The organism is Pseudomonas sp. M1, from assembly GCF_022760135.1.
Taxonomy (GTDB): Bacteria; Pseudomonadota; Gammaproteobacteria; order Pseudomonadales; family Pseudomonadaceae; genus Pseudomonas; species Pseudomonas citronellolis.
Genome location: NZ_CP094343.1, coordinates 2373855 through 2390979, shown reverse-complemented (window position 1 = coordinate 2390979; position 17125 = coordinate 2373855). Strand labels below are relative to the sequence as shown.

At 68.3% G+C, this 17125-nt stretch carries 13 protein-coding genes; 7 read left to right on the top strand and 6 right to left on the bottom strand.

From position 1 onward, the window contains the following. Nucleotides 1–6 precede the first annotated feature (6 nt). From PM1_RS10810 to cobA, 7 genes are all read left to right on the top strand, one after another. A complete protein-coding gene (locus PM1_RS10810) occupies nt 7–453 on the top strand; it encodes a thioesterase family protein (protein WP_009618742.1) in 447 nt (148 codons plus the stop codon). A 326-nt stretch (nt 454–779) separates the two neighbouring features. Beyond that, complete coding sequence (locus PM1_RS10805; protein ID WP_009618741.1) at nt 780–1991, top strand: nitrate/nitrite transporter; 1212 nt, start codon at nt 780–782, stop codon at nt 1989–1991. A gap of 346 nt (nt 1992–2337) precedes the next feature. Continuing rightward, nucleotides 2338–4008, top strand: a complete 1671-nt coding sequence (locus tag PM1_RS10800; protein WP_009618740.1) for a bifunctional protein-serine/threonine kinase/phosphatase — start codon at nt 2338–2340, stop codon at nt 4006–4008. A gap of 252 nt (nt 4009–4260) precedes the next feature. Beyond that, nucleotides 4261–6711 (top strand): nitrite reductase large subunit NirB, encoded by a 2451-nt coding sequence (gene nirB, locus PM1_RS10795; RefSeq protein WP_009618739.1) that lies wholly within the window; start codon nt 4261–4263, stop codon nt 6709–6711. A gap of 20 nt (nt 6712–6731) precedes the next feature. Further along, on the top strand, nt 6732–7058 hold the full coding sequence (nirD, locus tag PM1_RS10790; protein ID WP_009618737.1) for a nitrite reductase small subunit NirD: 327 nt from the start codon (nt 6732–6734) through the stop codon (nt 7056–7058). A 25-nt stretch (nt 7059–7083) separates the two neighbouring features. After that, complete coding sequence (locus tag PM1_RS10785) at nt 7084–9792, top strand: nitrate reductase (protein ID WP_009618735.1); 2709 nt, start codon at nt 7084–7086, stop codon at nt 9790–9792. A gap of 11 nt (nt 9793–9803) precedes the next feature. Next, nucleotides 9804–10538, top strand: a complete 735-nt coding sequence (gene cobA, locus PM1_RS10780; protein ID WP_009618733.1) for a uroporphyrinogen-III C-methyltransferase — start codon at nt 9804–9806, stop codon at nt 10536–10538. A gap of 1060 nt (nt 10539–11598) precedes the next feature. Here the strand turns inward: cobA and PM1_RS10775 are convergent. From PM1_RS10775 to rraA, 6 genes are all read right to left on the bottom strand, one after another. Continuing rightward, a complete protein-coding gene (locus tag PM1_RS10775) occupies nt 11599–12660 on the bottom strand; it encodes an OmpA family protein (protein ID WP_009618731.1) in 1062 nt (353 codons plus the stop codon). Between the two features lie 117 nt (nt 12661–12777). After that, entirely contained in the window at nt 12778–13368 is a 591-nt protein-coding gene (sigX, locus tag PM1_RS10770; protein WP_024128632.1) for an RNA polymerase sigma factor SigX, read from the bottom strand. A 75-nt stretch (nt 13369–13443) separates the two neighbouring features. After that, nucleotides 13444–14268, bottom strand: a complete 825-nt coding sequence (locus tag PM1_RS10765) for a mechanosensitive ion channel family protein (protein ID WP_009618727.1) — start codon at nt 14266–14268, stop codon at nt 13444–13446. Nucleotides 14269–14270: 2 nt separating this feature from the next. Continuing rightward, nucleotides 14271–14519, bottom strand: a complete 249-nt coding sequence (locus PM1_RS10760) for a hypothetical protein (protein WP_009618725.1) — start codon at nt 14517–14519, stop codon at nt 14271–14273. Between the two features lie 54 nt (nt 14520–14573). Next, on the bottom strand, nt 14574–15572 hold the full coding sequence (locus PM1_RS10755) for a zinc transporter ZntB (RefSeq protein ID WP_009618723.1): 999 nt from the start codon (nt 15570–15572) through the stop codon (nt 14574–14576). Between the two features lie 82 nt (nt 15573–15654). Next, nucleotides 15655–16143, bottom strand: coding sequence for a ribonuclease E activity regulator RraA (gene rraA, locus PM1_RS10750; RefSeq protein WP_009618721.1), 489 nt, complete (start codon nt 16141–16143; stop codon nt 15655–15657). Between the last annotated feature and the right edge of the window lie 982 nt (nt 16144–17125).

Here is a 17125-nt window from a genome sequence, read left to right as displayed (position 1 = left end):
GTACCCATGGCCCGCCTCGACCTGCAGTTCCCCGAGGAACTGTTCTGCTACCAGACCCAGCTGACCGTCCGCGTCACCGACATCAACGGCGCCCGCCACCTGGGCAACGACTCCATGATCTCGATGATCTCCGAGGCCCGCGCGCGCTTCCTGTTCGACTTCGGCATCAGCGAGGGCGTCGGCGCGGACGGCGTCGGTATCATCGTCACCGACCTGGCCACCACCTACCGCGCCGAGGCCCACGCCCGCGACCGCCTGCTGTTCGAGGTGGGCGTGATGGACTTCAACAGGTACGGCGGCGACATCATCTTCCGCATCACCCGCCCGGCCGACGCCACCCTGGTGGCCATGGCCAAGTCCGGCTTCGTGTTCTTCGACTACCGCCAGCGCAAGGTGGTGCCCATGCCCGAGGCCATGAAGGCGGCCTTCCCGGCGGTCAACCGGGTGGACTGAAGCGCCCCATCGGCGGGCACCGGGCCCGCCCCGGCGCCCCTTTCTGGTTCGCCCCGGGGCCGGTTCGGCCGGCCAGGTAGCCGATTCCACGTCACCTGCGCGGTTGGCCCGGCCCTTGCTGTGGCACCTGCGGTGGCGATCAACGGCGATCCCCCATTCACACGACAAAGGCGTCGCATCCGCACCTGCCCACCGGGGTAGCGCGCGGAGCGGCGCCTTTTTCGTTTCACCCCGGCGCAGGGGTGTGCGGGACCTGAACGAGACGCGCGACCGCCGCTGACGGCGGCGCCACGAACCCCTCTACCGTTGCTGACGAGGTACCCTCCATGAACACCAGCTTCTGGAAAGCCGGCCACGCGCCGACGCTGTTCGCCGCCTTCCTCTACTTCGACCTGAGCTTCATGGTCTGGTACCTGCTCGGCCCGCTGGCCGTGCAGATCGCCGCCGACCTGCAGCTGACCACCCAGCAGCGCGCCCTGATGGTCGCAACGCCGATCCTCTCCGGCGCGCTGCTGCGCTTCGTCATGGGCCTGCTGGCCGACCGCTGGTCGCCCAAGCGCGCCGGCCTGTTCGGCCAGGTGATCGTCATCGCCAGCCTCGCCGGGGCCTGGAGCCTGGGCATCCACAACCTGGAGCAGGCGCTGCTGTTCGGCGTGCTGCTGGGCATGGCCGGCGCCTCCTTCGCCGTGGCCCTGCCGCTGGCCTCGCAGTGGTACCCGCCGCAGCACCAGGGCAAGGCCATGGGCATCGCCGGCGCGGGCAATTCCGGCACCGTGTTCGCCGCCCTGTTCGCCCCGGTGCTGGCGGCGGCCTTCGGCTGGCAGAACGTCTTCGGCTTCGCCCTGATCCCACTGCTACTGACCCTGGTGGTGTTCGCCCTGCTCGCCCGCAACGCCCCCGAGCGGCCGGCGCCGAAATCCCTGGGCGACTACCTCAAGGCCCTGGGCGACCGCGACAGCTGGTGGTTCATGTTCTTCTACAGCGTGACCTTCGGCGGCTTCCTCGGCCTGGCCGCCACCCTGCCCGGCTACTTCCACGACCAGTACGGCCTGGACCCGGTCACCGCCGGCTACTACACCGCCGCCTGCGTCTTCGCCGGCAGCCTGATGCGCCCGCTGGGCGGCGCCCTGGCCGACCGCATCGGCGGCATCCGCAGCCTGCTGGCGATGTACACGGTGGCCTCGGTGTGCATCGCCGCGGTCGGCTTCCACCTGCCCAACGCGGTGGCCGCCCTCGGCCTGTTCGTGGCCGCCATGCTCAGCCTGGGCGCCGGCAACGGCGCGGTGTTCCAGTTGGTGCCGCAGCGCTTCCGCCAGAGCATCGGGGTGATGACCGGGCTGATCGGCATGGCCGGCGGCATCGGCGGCTTCTGCCTGACCGCGGGCCTGGGCGCCATCAAGCAGGCCAGCGGCGACTACCAGCTGGGCCTGTGGCTGTTCGCCGCCCTCGGCGTACTGGCCTGGTTCGGTCTGCATGGGGTGAAGCGGCGCTGGCGTACCACCTGGGGCAGTGCTGCGGTGACTGCGGCGCGGGTTTGAAGGCTTCCTGGGGCGTAGGTGCTGGGTGTAAGAGCGCCCTCTCCCCAACCCTCTCCCTGAAGGGAGAGGGGGCTGTCCTGAGCGAGTGGGGAGTTTGGAGTCATCCTGATACTCCTCATCCGCGAACGCGGGAACATAGGGCGAATAACCGTTCGCGGTTATCCGCCGTTGAAAAGGCGGATCGGGAATGACGAGGTGAAAGGATGAAGACGGTCCCCCAGCCCCCTCCGAACGGCCCCCTCTCCCTCTGGGAGAGGGCTGGGGTGAGGGCGCGGAGTCAACCTGATTCACCGCAGCCCAACCCCCTTCGCGAGCAAGCTCGCTCCTACGAAGAGCACGCAGCCCCATGACCTTGCAACTGACCATCGCCCAGGCCAGCGCCACCGGCCCGCGCACGGAGAACCAGGATGCCCTGCGGGTGGTCACCCCACCCGCCGACCTGGCCGCCAGCAAGGGCCACCTGTTCGCCCTGGCCGACGGCGTCAGCCAGTGCGCCGACGGCGGCCTGGCCGCGCGCCTGACCGTGCAGGCGCTGGCCAGCGACTACTACGCCACCCCGGAGACTTGGGCCATCGCCCAGGCCCTGGACCGCCTGCTGCTCTCGCAGAACCGCTGGCTGCAGGCCAACGGCGGCGGCCAGCCGCTGCTTACCACCCTCACCGCGCTGGTCCTGCGCGGCCGGCGCTTCACCCTCGCCCACGTCGGCGACTGCCGACTGTACCGCTGGCGCGACGGCGAGCTGGAATGCCTGACCCAGGACCACGTCTGGGAACAGCCGGGCATGCAGCACGTGCTCAAGCGCGCCCTGGGCCTGGACCAGCACCTGGTGGTGGACTACCGCGACGGCGAGCTGCAGGACGGCGAGAGCTTCCTGCTGGCCAGCGACGGCGTCTGGGCCACCCTGGGCGATGCCGGCATCCGCCGCATCCTTGCCGACGCCCGCGAACCGCGGGGCGCCGCCGAAGCCCTGGTCAAGGCCGCGCACCTGGCCGGCAGCCAGGACAACGCCAGCGCCCTGCTGGTGCGCATCGACGCCCTGCCCGCCAGCGGCCTGGGCGACACCCTGGCGCAACTGGAGCACTGGCCGCTGCCGCCGGAACTGCGCCACGGCCAGATGTTCGAGGGCTGGCAGGTCGAAGGCCGCCTGGCGCAGTCGCGGCAATCGCTGATCTACCGCGTGCGCGACGCCCAGCAACGCCCCTGGCTGCTGAAGACGCTGCCGCCGGCGCTGCACGAGGAGCCACAAGCCAGCCAGGCCCTGCTGCTGGAGGAATGGTTCCTGCGCCGCGTGCAGGGCCGCCACTTCCCCGAACTGCACGGCCTGCCGCAGCGCCAGCACCTGTACTACGTGATGCGCGAATACCCCGGGCAGACCCTGGCCGAACGCCTGCGCCAGGGCCCCCTGCCGCTGGCCCAATGGCAATCCCTGGCGCCGCGCCTGTTGCATGCCCTCGGCCAGCTGCACCGGCGCAACATCCTGCACCGCGACGTCAAGCCGGAGAACCTGCACCTGGGCGAGGACGGCGAGCTGCGCCTGCTGGACTTCGGCCTGGCCTACTGCCCGGGCCTGTCCGGCGACGAAGCCCACCAGTTGCCCGGCACGCCCTCCTACCTGGCCCCGGAAAGCTTCCAGGGCGCCGCCCCGGAGCCGCGCCAGGACCTCTACGCCGCCGGCGTCACCCTCTACCGCCTGCTCTGCGAACGCTACCCCTACGGCGAAATCGAAGCCTTCCAGCACCCGCGCTTCGGCAGCCCGACGCCGGCCAGCCGCTACCGCCCCGACCTGCCGGCCTGGCTCGACGCCTGGCTGCTGCGCGCCGTGGCCGCCGACCCGGCGCAGCGCTTCGAGACCGCCGAGCAAGCCCTGCTGGAGCTGGAACAGGGCGAACGCCAGGCCGGCCTGGCCAGCCGCCCGCGGCCGCTGCTGGAACGCGAGCCGCTGCGCTTCTGGCGCGGCCTGGCGCTGGCCTCGCTGCTGTTCAACCTGGCGTTGCTGGCCTGGCTGCTGCGCCACTGAGCGCGCACCAGTTCGAACCCGCCCGCCTCATCACGGTGCAGGAAAACCCCGGCAGCACCGCGAAACCCCGCTGAATCCGCGCTCCGACGACCTGGCACGGCACCTGCAAGAGCACTGGCAACAATCTACAAAAGCGCGTCCCTCAACGAAGAGGCTCGCACTTCCCGATCGATCGGGACTTGGACAAAGGCGTCCTCGCCGGGCAACCGGCGGGACGCCTTTTTTGTTTTCCGTGATACCAGGAGCCCTTGCATGAAGAAGCTCAAGCTCGTCCTGATCGGCAACGGCATGGCCGGCATCCGCACCCTCGAGGAACTGCTGAAGATCGCCCCGGACCTCTACGAGATCACCGTGTTCGGCGCCGAGCCCCACCCCAACTACAACCGCATCCTGCTCTCGCCGGTGCTGGCCGGGGAGCAGACCTTCGAGGACATCGTCCTCAACGACCTCAACTGGTACGCCGACAACGGCATCCGCCTGCTGCTCGACCGCAAGGTGGTGAAGCTCGACCGCCGCCTGCGCAAGGTCTACGCCGCCGACGGCAGCGAGGCCGAGTACGACCGCCTGGTGATCGCCACCGGCTCCAACCCCTTCATCCTGCCGGTGCCGGGCAACCGCCTGGAGGGCGTGATCGGCTACCGCGACATCGCCGACACCCAGGCCATGATCGACACCGCGAAAAGCCACAGCCACGCGGTGGTCATCGGCGGCGGCCTGCTCGGCCTGGAAGCGGCCAACGGCCTCAAGCAGCGCGGCATGGACGTCACCGTGGTGCACCTCGCCGACTGGCTGCTGGAGCGCCAGCTCGACCGCACCGCCGGCAAGCTGCTGCAATCGGCCCTGGAGGCGCGCGGCATCCGCTTCCGCCTGAACACCGTCACCGACGAGCTGGTGGACAACGGCGACGGCCGCGTCTGCGCCGTGCAATTCAAGGACGGCGACGTGGTGGCCGCCGACCTGGTGGTGATGGCCGCCGGCATCCGTCCCAACACCGAGCTGGCGGAAAAATCCGGCATCCCCTGCAACCGCGGCATCCTGGTCAACGACACCCTGCAGACCTACGACCCGCGCATCTACGCCATCGGCGAATGCGCCAGCCACCGCGGCATCGCCTACGGCCTGGTGGCGCCGCTGTTCGAGCAGGCCAAGGTCTGCGCCAACCACCTGGCCCAGTTCGGCTTCGCCAGCTACAAGGGCTCGGTGGTCTCCACCAAGCTCAAAGTCACCGGCATCGACCTGTTCTCCGCCGGCGACTTCATGGGCGGCGAAGGCACCGAGACCATCACCCTCTCCGACCCCATCGGCGGCGTCTACAAGAAGCTGGTGATCAAGGACGACGTGCTGGTCGGCGCCTGCCTGTACGGCGACACCGCCGACGGCGGCTGGTACTTCCGGCAGATCCGCGAGAACCACAACGTGGCGCAGATCCGCGACCACCTGATGTTCGGCGAAAGCAGCCTGGGCGACGCCGGCCACCAGGGCCAGAGCAGCGCCGCGAGCATGCCCGACAGCGCCGAGGTGTGCGGCTGCAACGGCGTGTGCAAGGGCACCATCGTCAAGGCCATCCAGGAGAACGGCCTGTTCAGCGTCGACGAGGTGAAGAAGCACACCAAGGCGGCCAGCAGTTGCGGCTCCTGCGCCGGCCTGGTGGAGCAGATCCTGATCAGCACCGTGGGCGGCGCGGCGGACGTCAAGCCCAAGAGCGAGAAGGCCATCTGCGGCTGCAGCGAACTCAACCACGGCCAGGTGCGCAAGGCCATCCGCGAACACCACCTGACCTCCATGGCCGAGGCCATGCGCTTCATGGACTGGAGCACACCCAACGGCTGCGCCACCTGCCGCCCGGCGCTGAACTACTACCTGATCTCCACCTGGCCGGGCGAGGCGAAGGACGACGCGCAGTCGCGCCTGATCAACGAACGCGCCCACGCCAACATCCAGAAGGACGGCACCTACTCGGTGGTGCCGCGCATGTGGGGCGGCGTGACCAACCCGGCCGAGCTGCGGCGCATCGCCGACGTCGCCGACAAATACAACGTGCCCATGGTCAAGGTCACCGGCGGCCAGCGCATCGACCTGCTGGGGGTGAAGAAGGAAGACCTGCCGGCGATCTGGAAAGACCTCGACATGCCCTCCGGGCACGCCTACGGCAAGTCCATCCGCACCGTGAAGACCTGCGTGGGCAGCGAATTCTGCCGCTTCGGCACGCAGAACTCGACGCAGCTGGGCATCGACCTGGAGCACGACCTGTTCAACATGTGGTCGCCGCACAAGGTCAAGCTCGCCGTCTCCGGCTGCCCGCGCAACTGCGCCGAGGCCGGCATCAAGGACATCGGCATCATCGGCGTCGACTCCGGCTGGGAGCTGTACATCGGCGGCAACGGCGGGATCAAGACCGAGGTGGCGGAGTTCTTCGTCAAGCTCAAGACCTCGGACGAAGTGCGCGAGTACAGCGGCGCCTTCCTCCAGCTCTACCGCGAGGAAGCCTTCTACCTGGAGCGCACCGTGCACTACCTGCAGCGCGTGGGCATGGAGCACATCAAGAAAGCCGTACTGGAGGACGCGGAGAACCGCAAGGCGCTCAACGCCCGCCTGCAGTACGCCCTGTCGCTGGAGCAGGACCCGTGGCAACAGCGCATCGAGCAGCCACGGCTGAAGCAGGAATTCGAACGCATCCCGCTCGTGCAACTGGAAAGCGCCTGACCGGCCTGGGAGAACACACCATGAACTGGCAAGACATCTGCGCCCTGGAAGACATCCAGCCGCTGGGCTCGCGCGTGATCGCCGCGCCCCGTGGCGACATCGCCCTGTTCCGCACCGCCGACGACGAAGTCTTCGCCCTCGACGACCGCTGCCCGCACAAGGGCGGGCCGCTGTCCCAGGGCCTGATCTTCGGCAAGCGGGTGGCCTGCCCGCTGCACAACTGGCAGATCGAGCTGGACAGCGGCAACGCCGTGGCCCCGGACGTCGGCTGCGCCCACCGCCACCCGGTGAAGGTGGAGAACGGCCGCGTGCTGCTGGCCCTGAAAGACCTGGCCGCCTGCGCCTGAGGCGGCCGCGACACGGGAGAGCCCCATGAGCGAACGCCAAGTCACCGCCAGCACCTGCTGCTATTGCGGCGTGGGTTGCGGCGTCCTGATCGAGCACGACGGCGAGCGCATCCTCGGCGTGCGCGGCGACCCGGACCACCCGGCCAACCTCGGGCGCCTGTGCAGCAAGGGTTCCAGCCTGCACCTGACCGGCGACCTGGCCGCCCGCGCGCTGCATCCCGAGCTGCGCCTGGGCAAGCAGCTGGCGCGCAGCCGGGTGGACTGGGACAGCGCCCTGGAGCACGCCGCCGGGGTGTTCGCCGAGACGATCCGCGAGCACGGCCCGGACAGCGTGGCCTTCTACGTCTCCGGGCAGCTGCTGACCGAGGACTACTACGCCTTCAACAAGCTGGCCCGCGCCCTGGTCGGCAGCAACAACATCGACAGCAACTCGCGGCTGTGCATGTCCTCGGCGGTGGTCGGCTACAAGCGCAGCCTCGGCGCCGACGCCCCGCCCTGCTGCTACGAGGACCTGGAGCAGAGCGACTGCGTGCTGATCGCCGGCAGCAACATGGCCTACGCCCATCCGGTGCTGTTCCGCCGGCTGGAGGCGGCCAGGGCCGCGCGGCCGCAGATGAAGGTGATCGTCATCGACCCGCGGCGCACCGACACCTGCGAGCTGGCCGACCTGCACCTGGCGATCCAGCCCGGCACCGACGTGGCGCTGTTCCACGGCATCCTCCACCTGCTGCTCTGGGAAGGCTGGGTGGACCGCGCCTACATCGAGGCCCACACCCAGGGCTTCGACGAGCTGAAGAACCTGGTGCGCGACTACGGCCCGGTGGCAGTGGCGGAAATCTGCGGCATCGCCGTGGAGGACCTGCAACGCTGCGCGCAGTGGATCGGCCATGCGCCGAGCTTCCTCTCGCTGTGGTGCATGGGCCTGAACCAGTCCAGCGCCGGCAGCGCCAAGAACAGCGCGCTGATCAACCTGCACCTGGCCACCGGACAGATCGGCCGTCCCGGCGCCGGGCCCTTCTCCCTCACCGGCCAGCCCAACGCCATGGGCGGCCGCGAGACCGGCAGCCTGGCCAACCTGCTGCCCGGCCACCGCGACGCCGGCGATGCCGCGCACCGCGCCGAAGTCGCGCGGTACTGGGGCGTCGAAGCGCTGCCGGAGCAGCCCGGACTGACCGCCATCGAGCTTTTCGACGCAGTGCGCGACGGGCGCATCAAGGCGCTGTGGATCGCCTGCACCAACCCCGCGCAATCCCTGCCGGACCAGGCGCGGGTACGCGAAGCGCTCGCAGCCTGCCCCTTCGTGGTGGTGCAGGAAGCCTTCGCCACCAGCGAGACCTGCCGCTACGCCGACCTGCTGCTGCCGGCCGCCAGCTGGGGCGAGAAGGAAGGCACCGTGACCAACTCCGAACGCCGCGTCAGCCACGTGCGCCGCGCCGTGCCGGCCCCCGGCGAAGCCCGCGCCGACTGGTCCATCGCCTGCGACTTCGCCCGCCGCCTGGAACACCGCCTGCGCCCCGGCCGGCCGAGCCTGTTCGACTTCGCCCATCCCCAGGCGCTGTTCGACGAATACCGCCCGCTCACCCAAGGCCGCGACCTCGACCTGGGCGGCATCAGCTACGCCCTGCTGGATGCGCGCGGCCCGCAGCAATGGCCGTTGCCCGAGGGCGCCAGCCAGGGGCTGAAGCGCCTCTACGCCGACGGCAACTTCGCCACCGACAACGGCCGCGCCCGCTTCATCGCCGAAGCCTACCGCGCGCCGAAGGAACGCCGCGAGGCGCGCTTCCCGCTGATCCTCAACACCGGCCGGCTGCGCGACCAGTGGCACGGCATGACGCGCACCGGCACCGCCGCCAGCGCCTTCGGCCACGTCGAGGAAGCCTGCCTGGGCCTGCACCCGGCGGAACTGCGCCGGCGGCGCCTGGAAGACGGCCAGCTGGTGCGCCTGAGCAGCCGCCGCGGCAGCCTGGTGCTGCCGGTGCAAGCCGACGACGGCCTGCTGCCCGGCCAGGCCTTCCTGCCCATGCACTGGGGCGAACGTTTCCTCAAGGGCCTGGGGGTGAACGCCCTGACCCTGCCGGCCTTCGACCCGCTGTCGCGGCAGCCGGAACTCAAGCACGCCGCCGTGGAAGTCGCCGCCGTGACGCTGCCCTGGCGGTTCTACGCGCTGGTCGAGGGCGACCTGCAGCAACGTTTCGAGGCGCTGCGCCCGCTGTTCGACGGCCAGGACTACGCCAGCTTCACCCTGGCCGGCCGCGAGCGCCCTGCCCTGCAGGTGCGCGCCGCCGCCAGCGCGGCGCCGGACGCCGCCTGGCTGCAGCAGGTCGATGGGCTGCTCGACCTGCTCGACGGCCCGGTGCTGGCCTACGACGACCCGCGCCGCGTCCAGGGCAAGCGGGTGCGCCTGGAAGACGGCCGCATCGCCGGCCTGCGCCTGGCCGGCAGCGGCATCGCCAGCGACTGGCTCAAGGCGCTGTGGCTGTCCGGCGAAAGCGACGCCGACCTGCGCCGCAAACTGCTCGCCCCGCCCGGCGCGCAGGTCGCCGCGGCCAGCGACAAGACCCTGTGCAACTGCAGGAACGTGCGCCTGAGCCAGGTGCGCGAAGGCATCGCACGGGGCCTGGACCTGGACGGCCTGAAGCGCGAACTGGGCTGCGGCAGCCAATGCGGTTCCTGTGTTCCCGAAATACGGCGGTTGCTGGCCAGCGAAGCCGGCGCCCTCGCCGCCAACGCCTGAGGAGAGAGAAGATGAGTGGAAAAGTCTGGCTGGTCGGCGCCGGTCCCGGCGACCCGGAGCTGCTGACGCTGAAGGCCGTGCGCGCCCTGTCCGGCGCGCAGGTGGTGCTGCTCGACGACCTGGTCAACCCGCAGCTGCTGGAGCACTGCCCCGGTGCCCGGGTGGTGCGCGTGGGCAAGCGCGGCGGCTGCCGCTCCACGCCCCAGGACTTCATCCAGCGCCTGATGCTGCGCTACGCCCGCCAGGGCTTCAGCGTGGTGCGCCTGAAAGGCGGCGATCCGTGCATCTTCGGCCGTGGCGGCGAGGAAGCGGCCTGGCTGGAGGCCCGCGGCATCGCCTGCGAGATGGTCAACGGCATCACCGCCGGGCTGGCCGCCGCCACCTCCTGCGGCATACCCCTGACCCTGCGCGGCATCAGCCGCGGCGTCACTTTGGTAACCGCACACACCCAGGACGACAGCGAACCGAACTGGCCGGCGCTGGCCCAGTCCGGCACCACCCTGGTGGTCTACATGGGCGTGGCGCGCCTGGCGGAAGTCCGCGACGGCCTGCTGGCGGGCGGCATGCGCCGGGGCATGCCGGTGGCGATGATCGAAAACGCCTCGCTGCCCCGGCAGCGCGAATGCCGCAGCACTCTGGGTGCAATGCTCGACGACGCCACCGCCTTCGGCCTGCGCAGCCCGGCCATTCTGGTGATCGGCGAGGTGGCCGCCGAGGCCGCGCTGGAGCTGGCGCGCAGCGCCTGAACGACTGTTCCGAGACGTAGGGCGGATAACCGTTCGCGGTTATCCGCCGTTGGCCGATGCACCGATGCCATCAGGGCTGTAGGAGCGAGCTTGCTCGCGAATGGGGTTTCCCGGTGGCTTAGGTGCTGGGTTCAAGAGCACCCTCACCCCAGCCCTCTCCCGGAGGGAGAGGGGGCCGTTCGGAGTGGGTGGGGAGTTTGGAGTCGTCCTGATACTCCTCACTCCCCCCGTTGCTCCTGCGCGGGAACGTAGGGCGTATAACCGTTCGCGGTTATACGCCGTTGGCCGGTGCGCCGATGCCATCATGATTGTAGGAGCGAGCTTGCTCGCGAACGGAGTTTCCCGGTGGCGTCGGTGCCGGGTTCTAGAGCGCCCTCTCCCCAACCCTCGGCTGCGCGCCCCGCCCTGAAGGGAGAGGGGGCCGTTCGGAGTGGGTGGGGAGTTTGGAGTCATCCCGGAACACCTACCTCCTCCCGTCATTCCCGAGAACGCGAACCCTGGGTTCGCGAGCAAGCTCGCTCCTACGAAAAGCCAAAGCGCATTCGCTCTGGCTTTTGGACTTCCAGAGAAATACCCGAGCGCACCGGAACGCCCCTTCAGAAGGCCGAGCGAAACCGGCGCTCAGGAGGTCATGCGACATGGATGTCGCGAGAGCCCCGATGGGCTACAGGGACGTACCCTCGGGGCGGGCCTCCGTGGCGGGGGAGTTCGTGAGGGTAGCCCGGCTCCATCGGGCCCGTATGTCGGGGCAAGCCTTTTTGGTTCCTTTTGTGGCGTTTGACAAAAGGGACTCGCCCGAGGGGGCGAAACGAGAAACATCAACGCACTCGGTGCGGCGCGCTACACCCAAACAAGACGTCTCTGGGTTATTCCCCCTCGGGCCAGCGCAAGGGCTGTTCGCGATGAAGCCGCGTCCCGCGTCCGCGGGAATGACGATGGGGAGATGGGAGCACAGAGCCAAGAACCACAAACGAAGCCCTCTCCCAAGCACCTGAACAGACTTTTTCGCAGGCAAAGAAAAACCCGGCCGAAGCCGGGTTTTTCCTGGAACTCAGACCAATTACTGCTGCTTGGCCTGGGCTTCCACTTCGGCTTCTACGCGACGGTTGACGGCGCGGCCTTCAGCGGTGCTGTTGTCAGCAACCGGACGGCTCTCACCATAACCAACGGCGTTCACGCGACCGCCTTCCACACCGTACTCGTTGACCAGCACGTCACGAACGGCGTTGGCACGACGCTCGGACAGTTTCTGGTTGTAGGCGTCGGTGCCGACGGAGTCGGTGTGGCCTTCAACGGTGGTGGAGGTGGACGGGTACTGCTTCATGAAGTCAGCCAGGTTCTTGATGTCAGCGTAGCTGTTCTCTTTGACCTTGGACTTGTCGAAGTCGAACTTGACGTCCAGCTGGACGCGGACGACTTCAGCGACGGCCGGGCAGCCGTTGGCGTCAACGGTGACGTTGGCCGGGGTGTTCGGGCACTTGTCGACGTTGTCGCAGACGCCGTCGTGGTCTTCGTCGGAGCAGACTTCAGCGACCGGCTCCGGAGCCGGGGCCGGCTTGGCGCCGCCACCGAAGTTCATGCCGACGCCGACGCCAGCCATCCACTCGCCCTGGTGACCGTTGTCGCGCTTCTCCAGGCCGTACTGGCCGTCGAGGCTGGCCTTGGCGAAGAAGTTCTCGGTGAAGTAGTACTTCAGGCCGGCGCCGATGTTGGCCATGGTCAGGTTCTGACGGCCGCCGTTCTCGCTGTTGACGTTGGTCAGGCTCTGGTGACCGATGCCGGCGGAAACGTACGGACGCAGGCCGACACCCGGGGTACCGAAGTGGTAGATGGCATCCAGGGAAGCCAGGTTGCCATGGACCTTCTTGTTGCCGGACTCGTAGGTGCCACGAATGTCGTGGTATTCACCGTAGGAGAGCGCCAGCTCGACGTCGTCGGTCAGGAAGTAGCCGACGGAACCGCCGTAGAGGTCCCCGTTCTTCATGTTGCGGGTGCTGTCAGTGAAGTAGCGCTTGCCGAAGGCTTCGGCTTCGACTGCGCCTTGGCCTTGAGCGAAAGCATTCACGGCGGAAGCAGCGATCATGGAGCCGATCACGACGCCCAGGGTGTTCTTCAGTTTCATCCGTTAAATCCCCATCTTGGTGGTCAGTAAGCCGATGACCGCCGACAAAAGGCAGGCCATACAACTTGCGGGCAAGTTTATCAGAACTTGCGAATTAGAGAGACAACATTTACCCAACTATGTTTCGGATATGCCCGAAAACTTTTCGCGCAGCCGATCCAGTGCACGCTTGTATCGCATCTTGGTCGCACTCAGGCCCATGTGCATGATGTCGGCGATCTCCTGGAATTCAAGCTCTGCGACAAATCGTAGCACCAGAATTTCCCGATCGATGGGATTGACATGTACCAGCCATCGGTCCAGGCCGCCTCGCTCCTCGACCTTCGGCGCCTTCTCCTCGGAAGCCTCCTCGAGCGGGTCCAGGCTCAGCGCATCGAGCAGCCGGCGCTTTCGTCTTTCCTTGCGATATTGGGTTATGCACTCGTTGTAAGTGATGCTGTACAACCAAGTTTTGAACTTCGATTTGCCCTCGAAGTTCTTCAATCCATACAGCACCTTGAGCATCACTTCCTGGCACACGTCGTCGGCATCCCGATCGTTGCCCAGATAGCGCGCGCAGACGTTGAACAGCGTGCGCTGGTATCGGCGCATCAGCTCCTCGTACGCCCGGGTGACGTGGAACAGCTCGTCATGGGCGCGCTCCACCAGCTCCTCGTCGGTCAGCTGGCGCGGGTCGTAGCGCTGGGACAATGGTTGCGGCTTGTTCAAGTCGGGTTCGGGCCAGGTCATGTCGGCCGCCGACGCGGCTTACGCGAAGCGGCGTCGGCGTTGCACGGGATCATCTCAGCGGCTGGTCACACGGCGCTCGAGGAGCACGCGGTTGGCAATGGACACCAACTCGCCCTCATCGGTCATCAGAATAGTCTTGATGGTGCCGATTTCTTCGATGATGCCTTCGACATCGTCCACTTTCACCTCTTGCCCGACCTGGTACAGCTCGCGCACGTAGATACCGGCGATGATCTGCCCGGCGATCTCCCGGCTGCCCAGGCCCAGGGCCAGGGCGGCGGCGAGGCCGACGGTGATCAGCACGATGGCGATGATGTAGTTGAGCAGGTCGGTCTTGACCTCGAGCTGGCCGACGGCCACCGAGATGCTGATGATGATCACCAGCCACTGGGCCACGCGCCCCAGGCCGCCGGCGTATTCCAGGCCGACGCCCTCGGCGGCGCCGCGCACCACGCTGTTGAGCAACTGCGCCAGGAGCACGCCGACGATCAGCACCAGGGCCGCGCCGAACACCTTGGGCAGGTACAGGGCGAGCACGTCGAGGGTGGCGGAGACGCGCTGCAGGCCCAGGGATTCGGCGGCGGAGACCAGGAACACCAGCAGCACGAACCAGTAGACGATCTTGCCCACCAGGGTCGAGACCGGCACCTGGATGCCGATGCGGGCCATCAGCTTGGTCAGGCCGGTGCCGCCCATCAGGCGGTCCAGGCCGAGCTTGGCCAGCAGCTTGGACAGCAGGGCGTCGAGCAGCTTGGCCACGACGAAGCCCAGCAGCACCACCACCAGGGCGCCGAGCAGGTTCGGGATGAACCCGGCGAGCTTGCCCCACAGGGTGTTCATGGCGGTGAGCAGGCTTTGCGTCCAGATATCGAATTGCATCTTCAGTCGGCCTTGTCAGCGGAAGGGGCGGAATTCTGCGGGCGCCGGGACACCGGCGCAAGGTGGGCGGCGCCGCGGCTCACGCCCAGGCTCAGGGCTTGCAGCCAGTGGCCCATGAGGCTGAACAGGTCGCCGGCGCCGACCTGGCGGTTGGCGGTCTTCAGCACGCGACCCAGGCGCGCGTCTTCCTCCGGCTCCTGGTCCGGCATGCGCAGCAGGTTGCGCAAGGATTCTTCGAACGGATCGTGCATGCACAGCTCTCCTTCGTGTGCTGCCTTGACGCAGCCACACCCCCACAAGTCACATCAGAGCCAGCGCAGGCGGCGGAAGATCCACCACTGGGTCGCGGCGATCACGGCCATCAGCAGGCAGGCCATGGCGAAGCCGTGCGGCGCGCTGGAGCCCGGAATCCCGCCTACGTTGATGCCCAGAAGCCCGGCCACGAAACTCATGGGCAGGAAAAAGCCGGTGATGATACCAAGAATGTACATGGTCTTGTTCATCCGCTCGGTGATCCGCCGGTGCTCGGCCTCCTGGATCAGCGAGATGCGCTCGCGCACCAGCTCCAGTTCCTCGAGGTTGCGCGTCAGGCGGTTGTACAGCTCGTTCCAGTAGTCGGCGTCGTCGCCCAGCGTCCAGGACAGCTTGATCCGCGTGAGCTGCGAGTAGATGTCGCGCTGCGGCGCCAGGTAGCGCCGCAGGCCCGCGGAGCGCCGGCGCAGGGCGCGCAGCTCGGCCTGGTCGGGCACGTTGCGCTCGTCTTCCTCGATGGCCTCCTCCATGGCGTCGAGTTCGTCGGCCAGGCCGCCGATCAGGGTGTCGATGCGGTCGGTGAGGTAGTGCGCCAGGCTCAGCACCAGCTCCGAGGCGTTCTTCGGGCCGCGCCCGGCGGCCAGGTCCTGGCGCAGGTCGGCCACCGCCTTGAGCGGGCGCAGGCGCAGGGAGATCACCCGCTGCTTCTCGGCGAACACCCGCAGCGAGACCATGTCCTCGGGCACCGCGCCGGGGTTGAGGTTGACGCCGCGCAGGAACAGCAGCAGGCGCTCGGCGCCCAGGTCCAGCAGGCGCGGGCGGGTCGCCTCCTCCAGCAGGAGGTCGCAGGTGAACTCGTTCAACCCGCTGGAGTCGCGCAGCCAGGACTGCGCCTCGGGGACGCCGCGGTCCCAGTGCACCCAGAGGCTTTCCTCGGGCTTGAGGTCCAGCAGCGGCAGTTCGCTGCGGGAAATCTGCCGGCCGCCGCCGTGGCCATCGAGGACGTAGCCGTAGATCAGCCCACGCTCGGTGCCGCTTTCGTATTGCTGCATCGCCTGTTCCATGAAGTGCCAGAGATGCCGGGCGCCGCCGGCAGGTGCGGTCATTGACCGGCGCAGGCGCCCGGCGTTCAGCTCACTCGGGCATTTTCAGGGCCTGGGGGGAGACGATGATGCCGTTGTTGTCGGCGTAGACGAACTCGCCCGGGCGGAAGGTGACGCCGCCGAAGGTCACGGCCACGTTGAGGTCGCCGATGCCGCGCTTGTCGGTCTTCATCGGGTGGCTGGCCAGGGCCTGCACGCCCAGGTCGGTCTGCGCGATCACGTCGACGTCGCGGATGCAGCCGTAGACCACGATGCCTTCCCAGCCGTTCTTCGCCGCCTTCTCGGCCAGCATGTCGCCCAGCAGCGCGCGGCGTAGGGAGCCGCCGCCATCGACCACCAGCACCTTGCCCTTGCCGTCCTTGTCCACCTGCTCCTTGACCAGCGAGTTGTCCTCGAAGCACTTGATGGTGACGATCTCGCCGCCGAAGGAGTCGCGACCGCCGAAGTTGCTGAACATGGGCTCGACGACCTGGACCAGGTCGGGATAGGCATCGCACAGATCAGGGGTGACGTATTGCATGGAGAGACTCCTTGGAGTGTCGGGATGAACCTGCGGCGGACCGGCGGAGCGGCGATGAAGCCCGGAATGACCGGAACCCGGCTTGGCGTCACAGTCTAGCGACTGTCACGCCATCCGCCTACGCCCGCCGCCCTGCCCCGCGGCTTGGCGCCTTTCGCCGGGAGGCACGCGTAGGGCGCATAACGCCTACGGCGTTATCCGCCGCCTGGCCTTGATTGCCGGCGGAGCCAGGGTTGACCTGGGCGTTGGCCATGGCCTCGGTGTATCGGCGGATAACCGCGAACGGTTATTCGCCCTACGCCGCCCCACCTGCACCATTCCCCTGCGCGCGAATCGCGGGCAGGGCCCGCTCCTATAGCCCGCCGGATGGCACGGTATTCCTCCCCCCGTAGGAGCGGACCTTGTCCGCGATAACCGGACGCCCCGGCGCGGATCGCGGATAAGATCCGCTCCTACGCCGCCCCACCCGCGGCATTCCCCTGTAGGAGCGCGCCCTGCGCGCGAAATCGCGGGCAGGGCCCGCTTACAGGTCGCCGGGAGGCACGACATTCCTCCCGCCGTAGGAGCGGACCTTGTCCGCGATAGCCGGACGTCCCGGCGCGGATCGCGGATGAGATCTCCTACGCTGCCCCACCCGCGGCATTCCCCTGTAGGAGCGCGCCCTGCGCGCGAAATCGCGGGCAGGGCCCGCTACTACAGGTCGCCGGGAGGCACGGTATCCGCCCCCCGTAGGAGCGGACCTTGTCCGCGATAACCGGACGTCCCGGCGCGGATCGCGGATGAGATCCGCTCCTACGCTGCCCCACCCGCGTCCTTCCCCTGTAGGAGCGCGCCCTGCGCGCGAAATCGCGGGCAGGGCCCGCTACTACAGGTCGCCGGGAGGCACGGTATCCGCCCCCCGTAGGAGCGGACCTTGTCCGCGATAACCGGACGTCCCGGCGCGGATCGCGGATAAGATCCGCTACGTTGCCCCACCCGCGTC

Excerpts from the sequence above, each read along its gene's own strand:
- PM1_RS10810 (WP_009618742.1), top strand. The coding sequence starts at position 7 with ATGGCCCGCCTCGACCTGCAGTTCCCCGAGGAACTGTTCTGCTACCAG.
- PM1_RS10805 (WP_009618741.1), top strand. The coding sequence starts at position 780 with ATGAACACCAGCTTCTGGAAAGCCGGCCACGCGCCGACGCTGTTCGCC.
- PM1_RS10800 (WP_009618740.1), top strand. The coding sequence starts at position 2,338 with ATGACCTTGCAACTGACCATCGCCCAGGCCAGCGCCACCGGCCCGCGC.
- nirB (WP_009618739.1), top strand. The coding sequence starts at position 4,261 with ATGAAGAAGCTCAAGCTCGTCCTGATCGGCAACGGCATGGCCGGCATC.
- nirD (WP_009618737.1), top strand. The coding sequence starts at position 6,732 with ATGAACTGGCAAGACATCTGCGCCCTGGAAGACATCCAGCCGCTGGGC.
- PM1_RS10785 (WP_009618735.1), top strand. The coding sequence starts at position 7,084 with ATGAGCGAACGCCAAGTCACCGCCAGCACCTGCTGCTATTGCGGCGTG.
- cobA (WP_009618733.1), top strand. The coding sequence starts at position 9,804 with ATGAGTGGAAAAGTCTGGCTGGTCGGCGCCGGTCCCGGCGACCCGGAG.
- PM1_RS10775 (WP_009618731.1), bottom strand. The coding sequence starts at position 12,660 with ATGAAACTGAAGAACACCCTGGGCGTCGTGATCGGCTCCATGATCGCT.
- PM1_RS10765 (WP_009618727.1), bottom strand. The coding sequence starts at position 14,268 with ATGCAATTCGATATCTGGACGCAAAGCCTGCTCACCGCCATGAACACC.
- PM1_RS10760 (WP_009618725.1), bottom strand. The coding sequence starts at position 14,519 with ATGCACGATCCGTTCGAAGAATCCTTGCGCAACCTGCTGCGCATGCCG.
- PM1_RS10755 (WP_009618723.1), bottom strand. The coding sequence starts at position 15,572 with ATGCAGCAATACGAAAGCGGCACCGAGCGTGGGCTGATCTACGGCTAC.
- rraA (WP_009618721.1), bottom strand. The coding sequence starts at position 16,143 with ATGCAATACGTCACCCCTGATCTGTGCGATGCCTATCCCGACCTGGTC.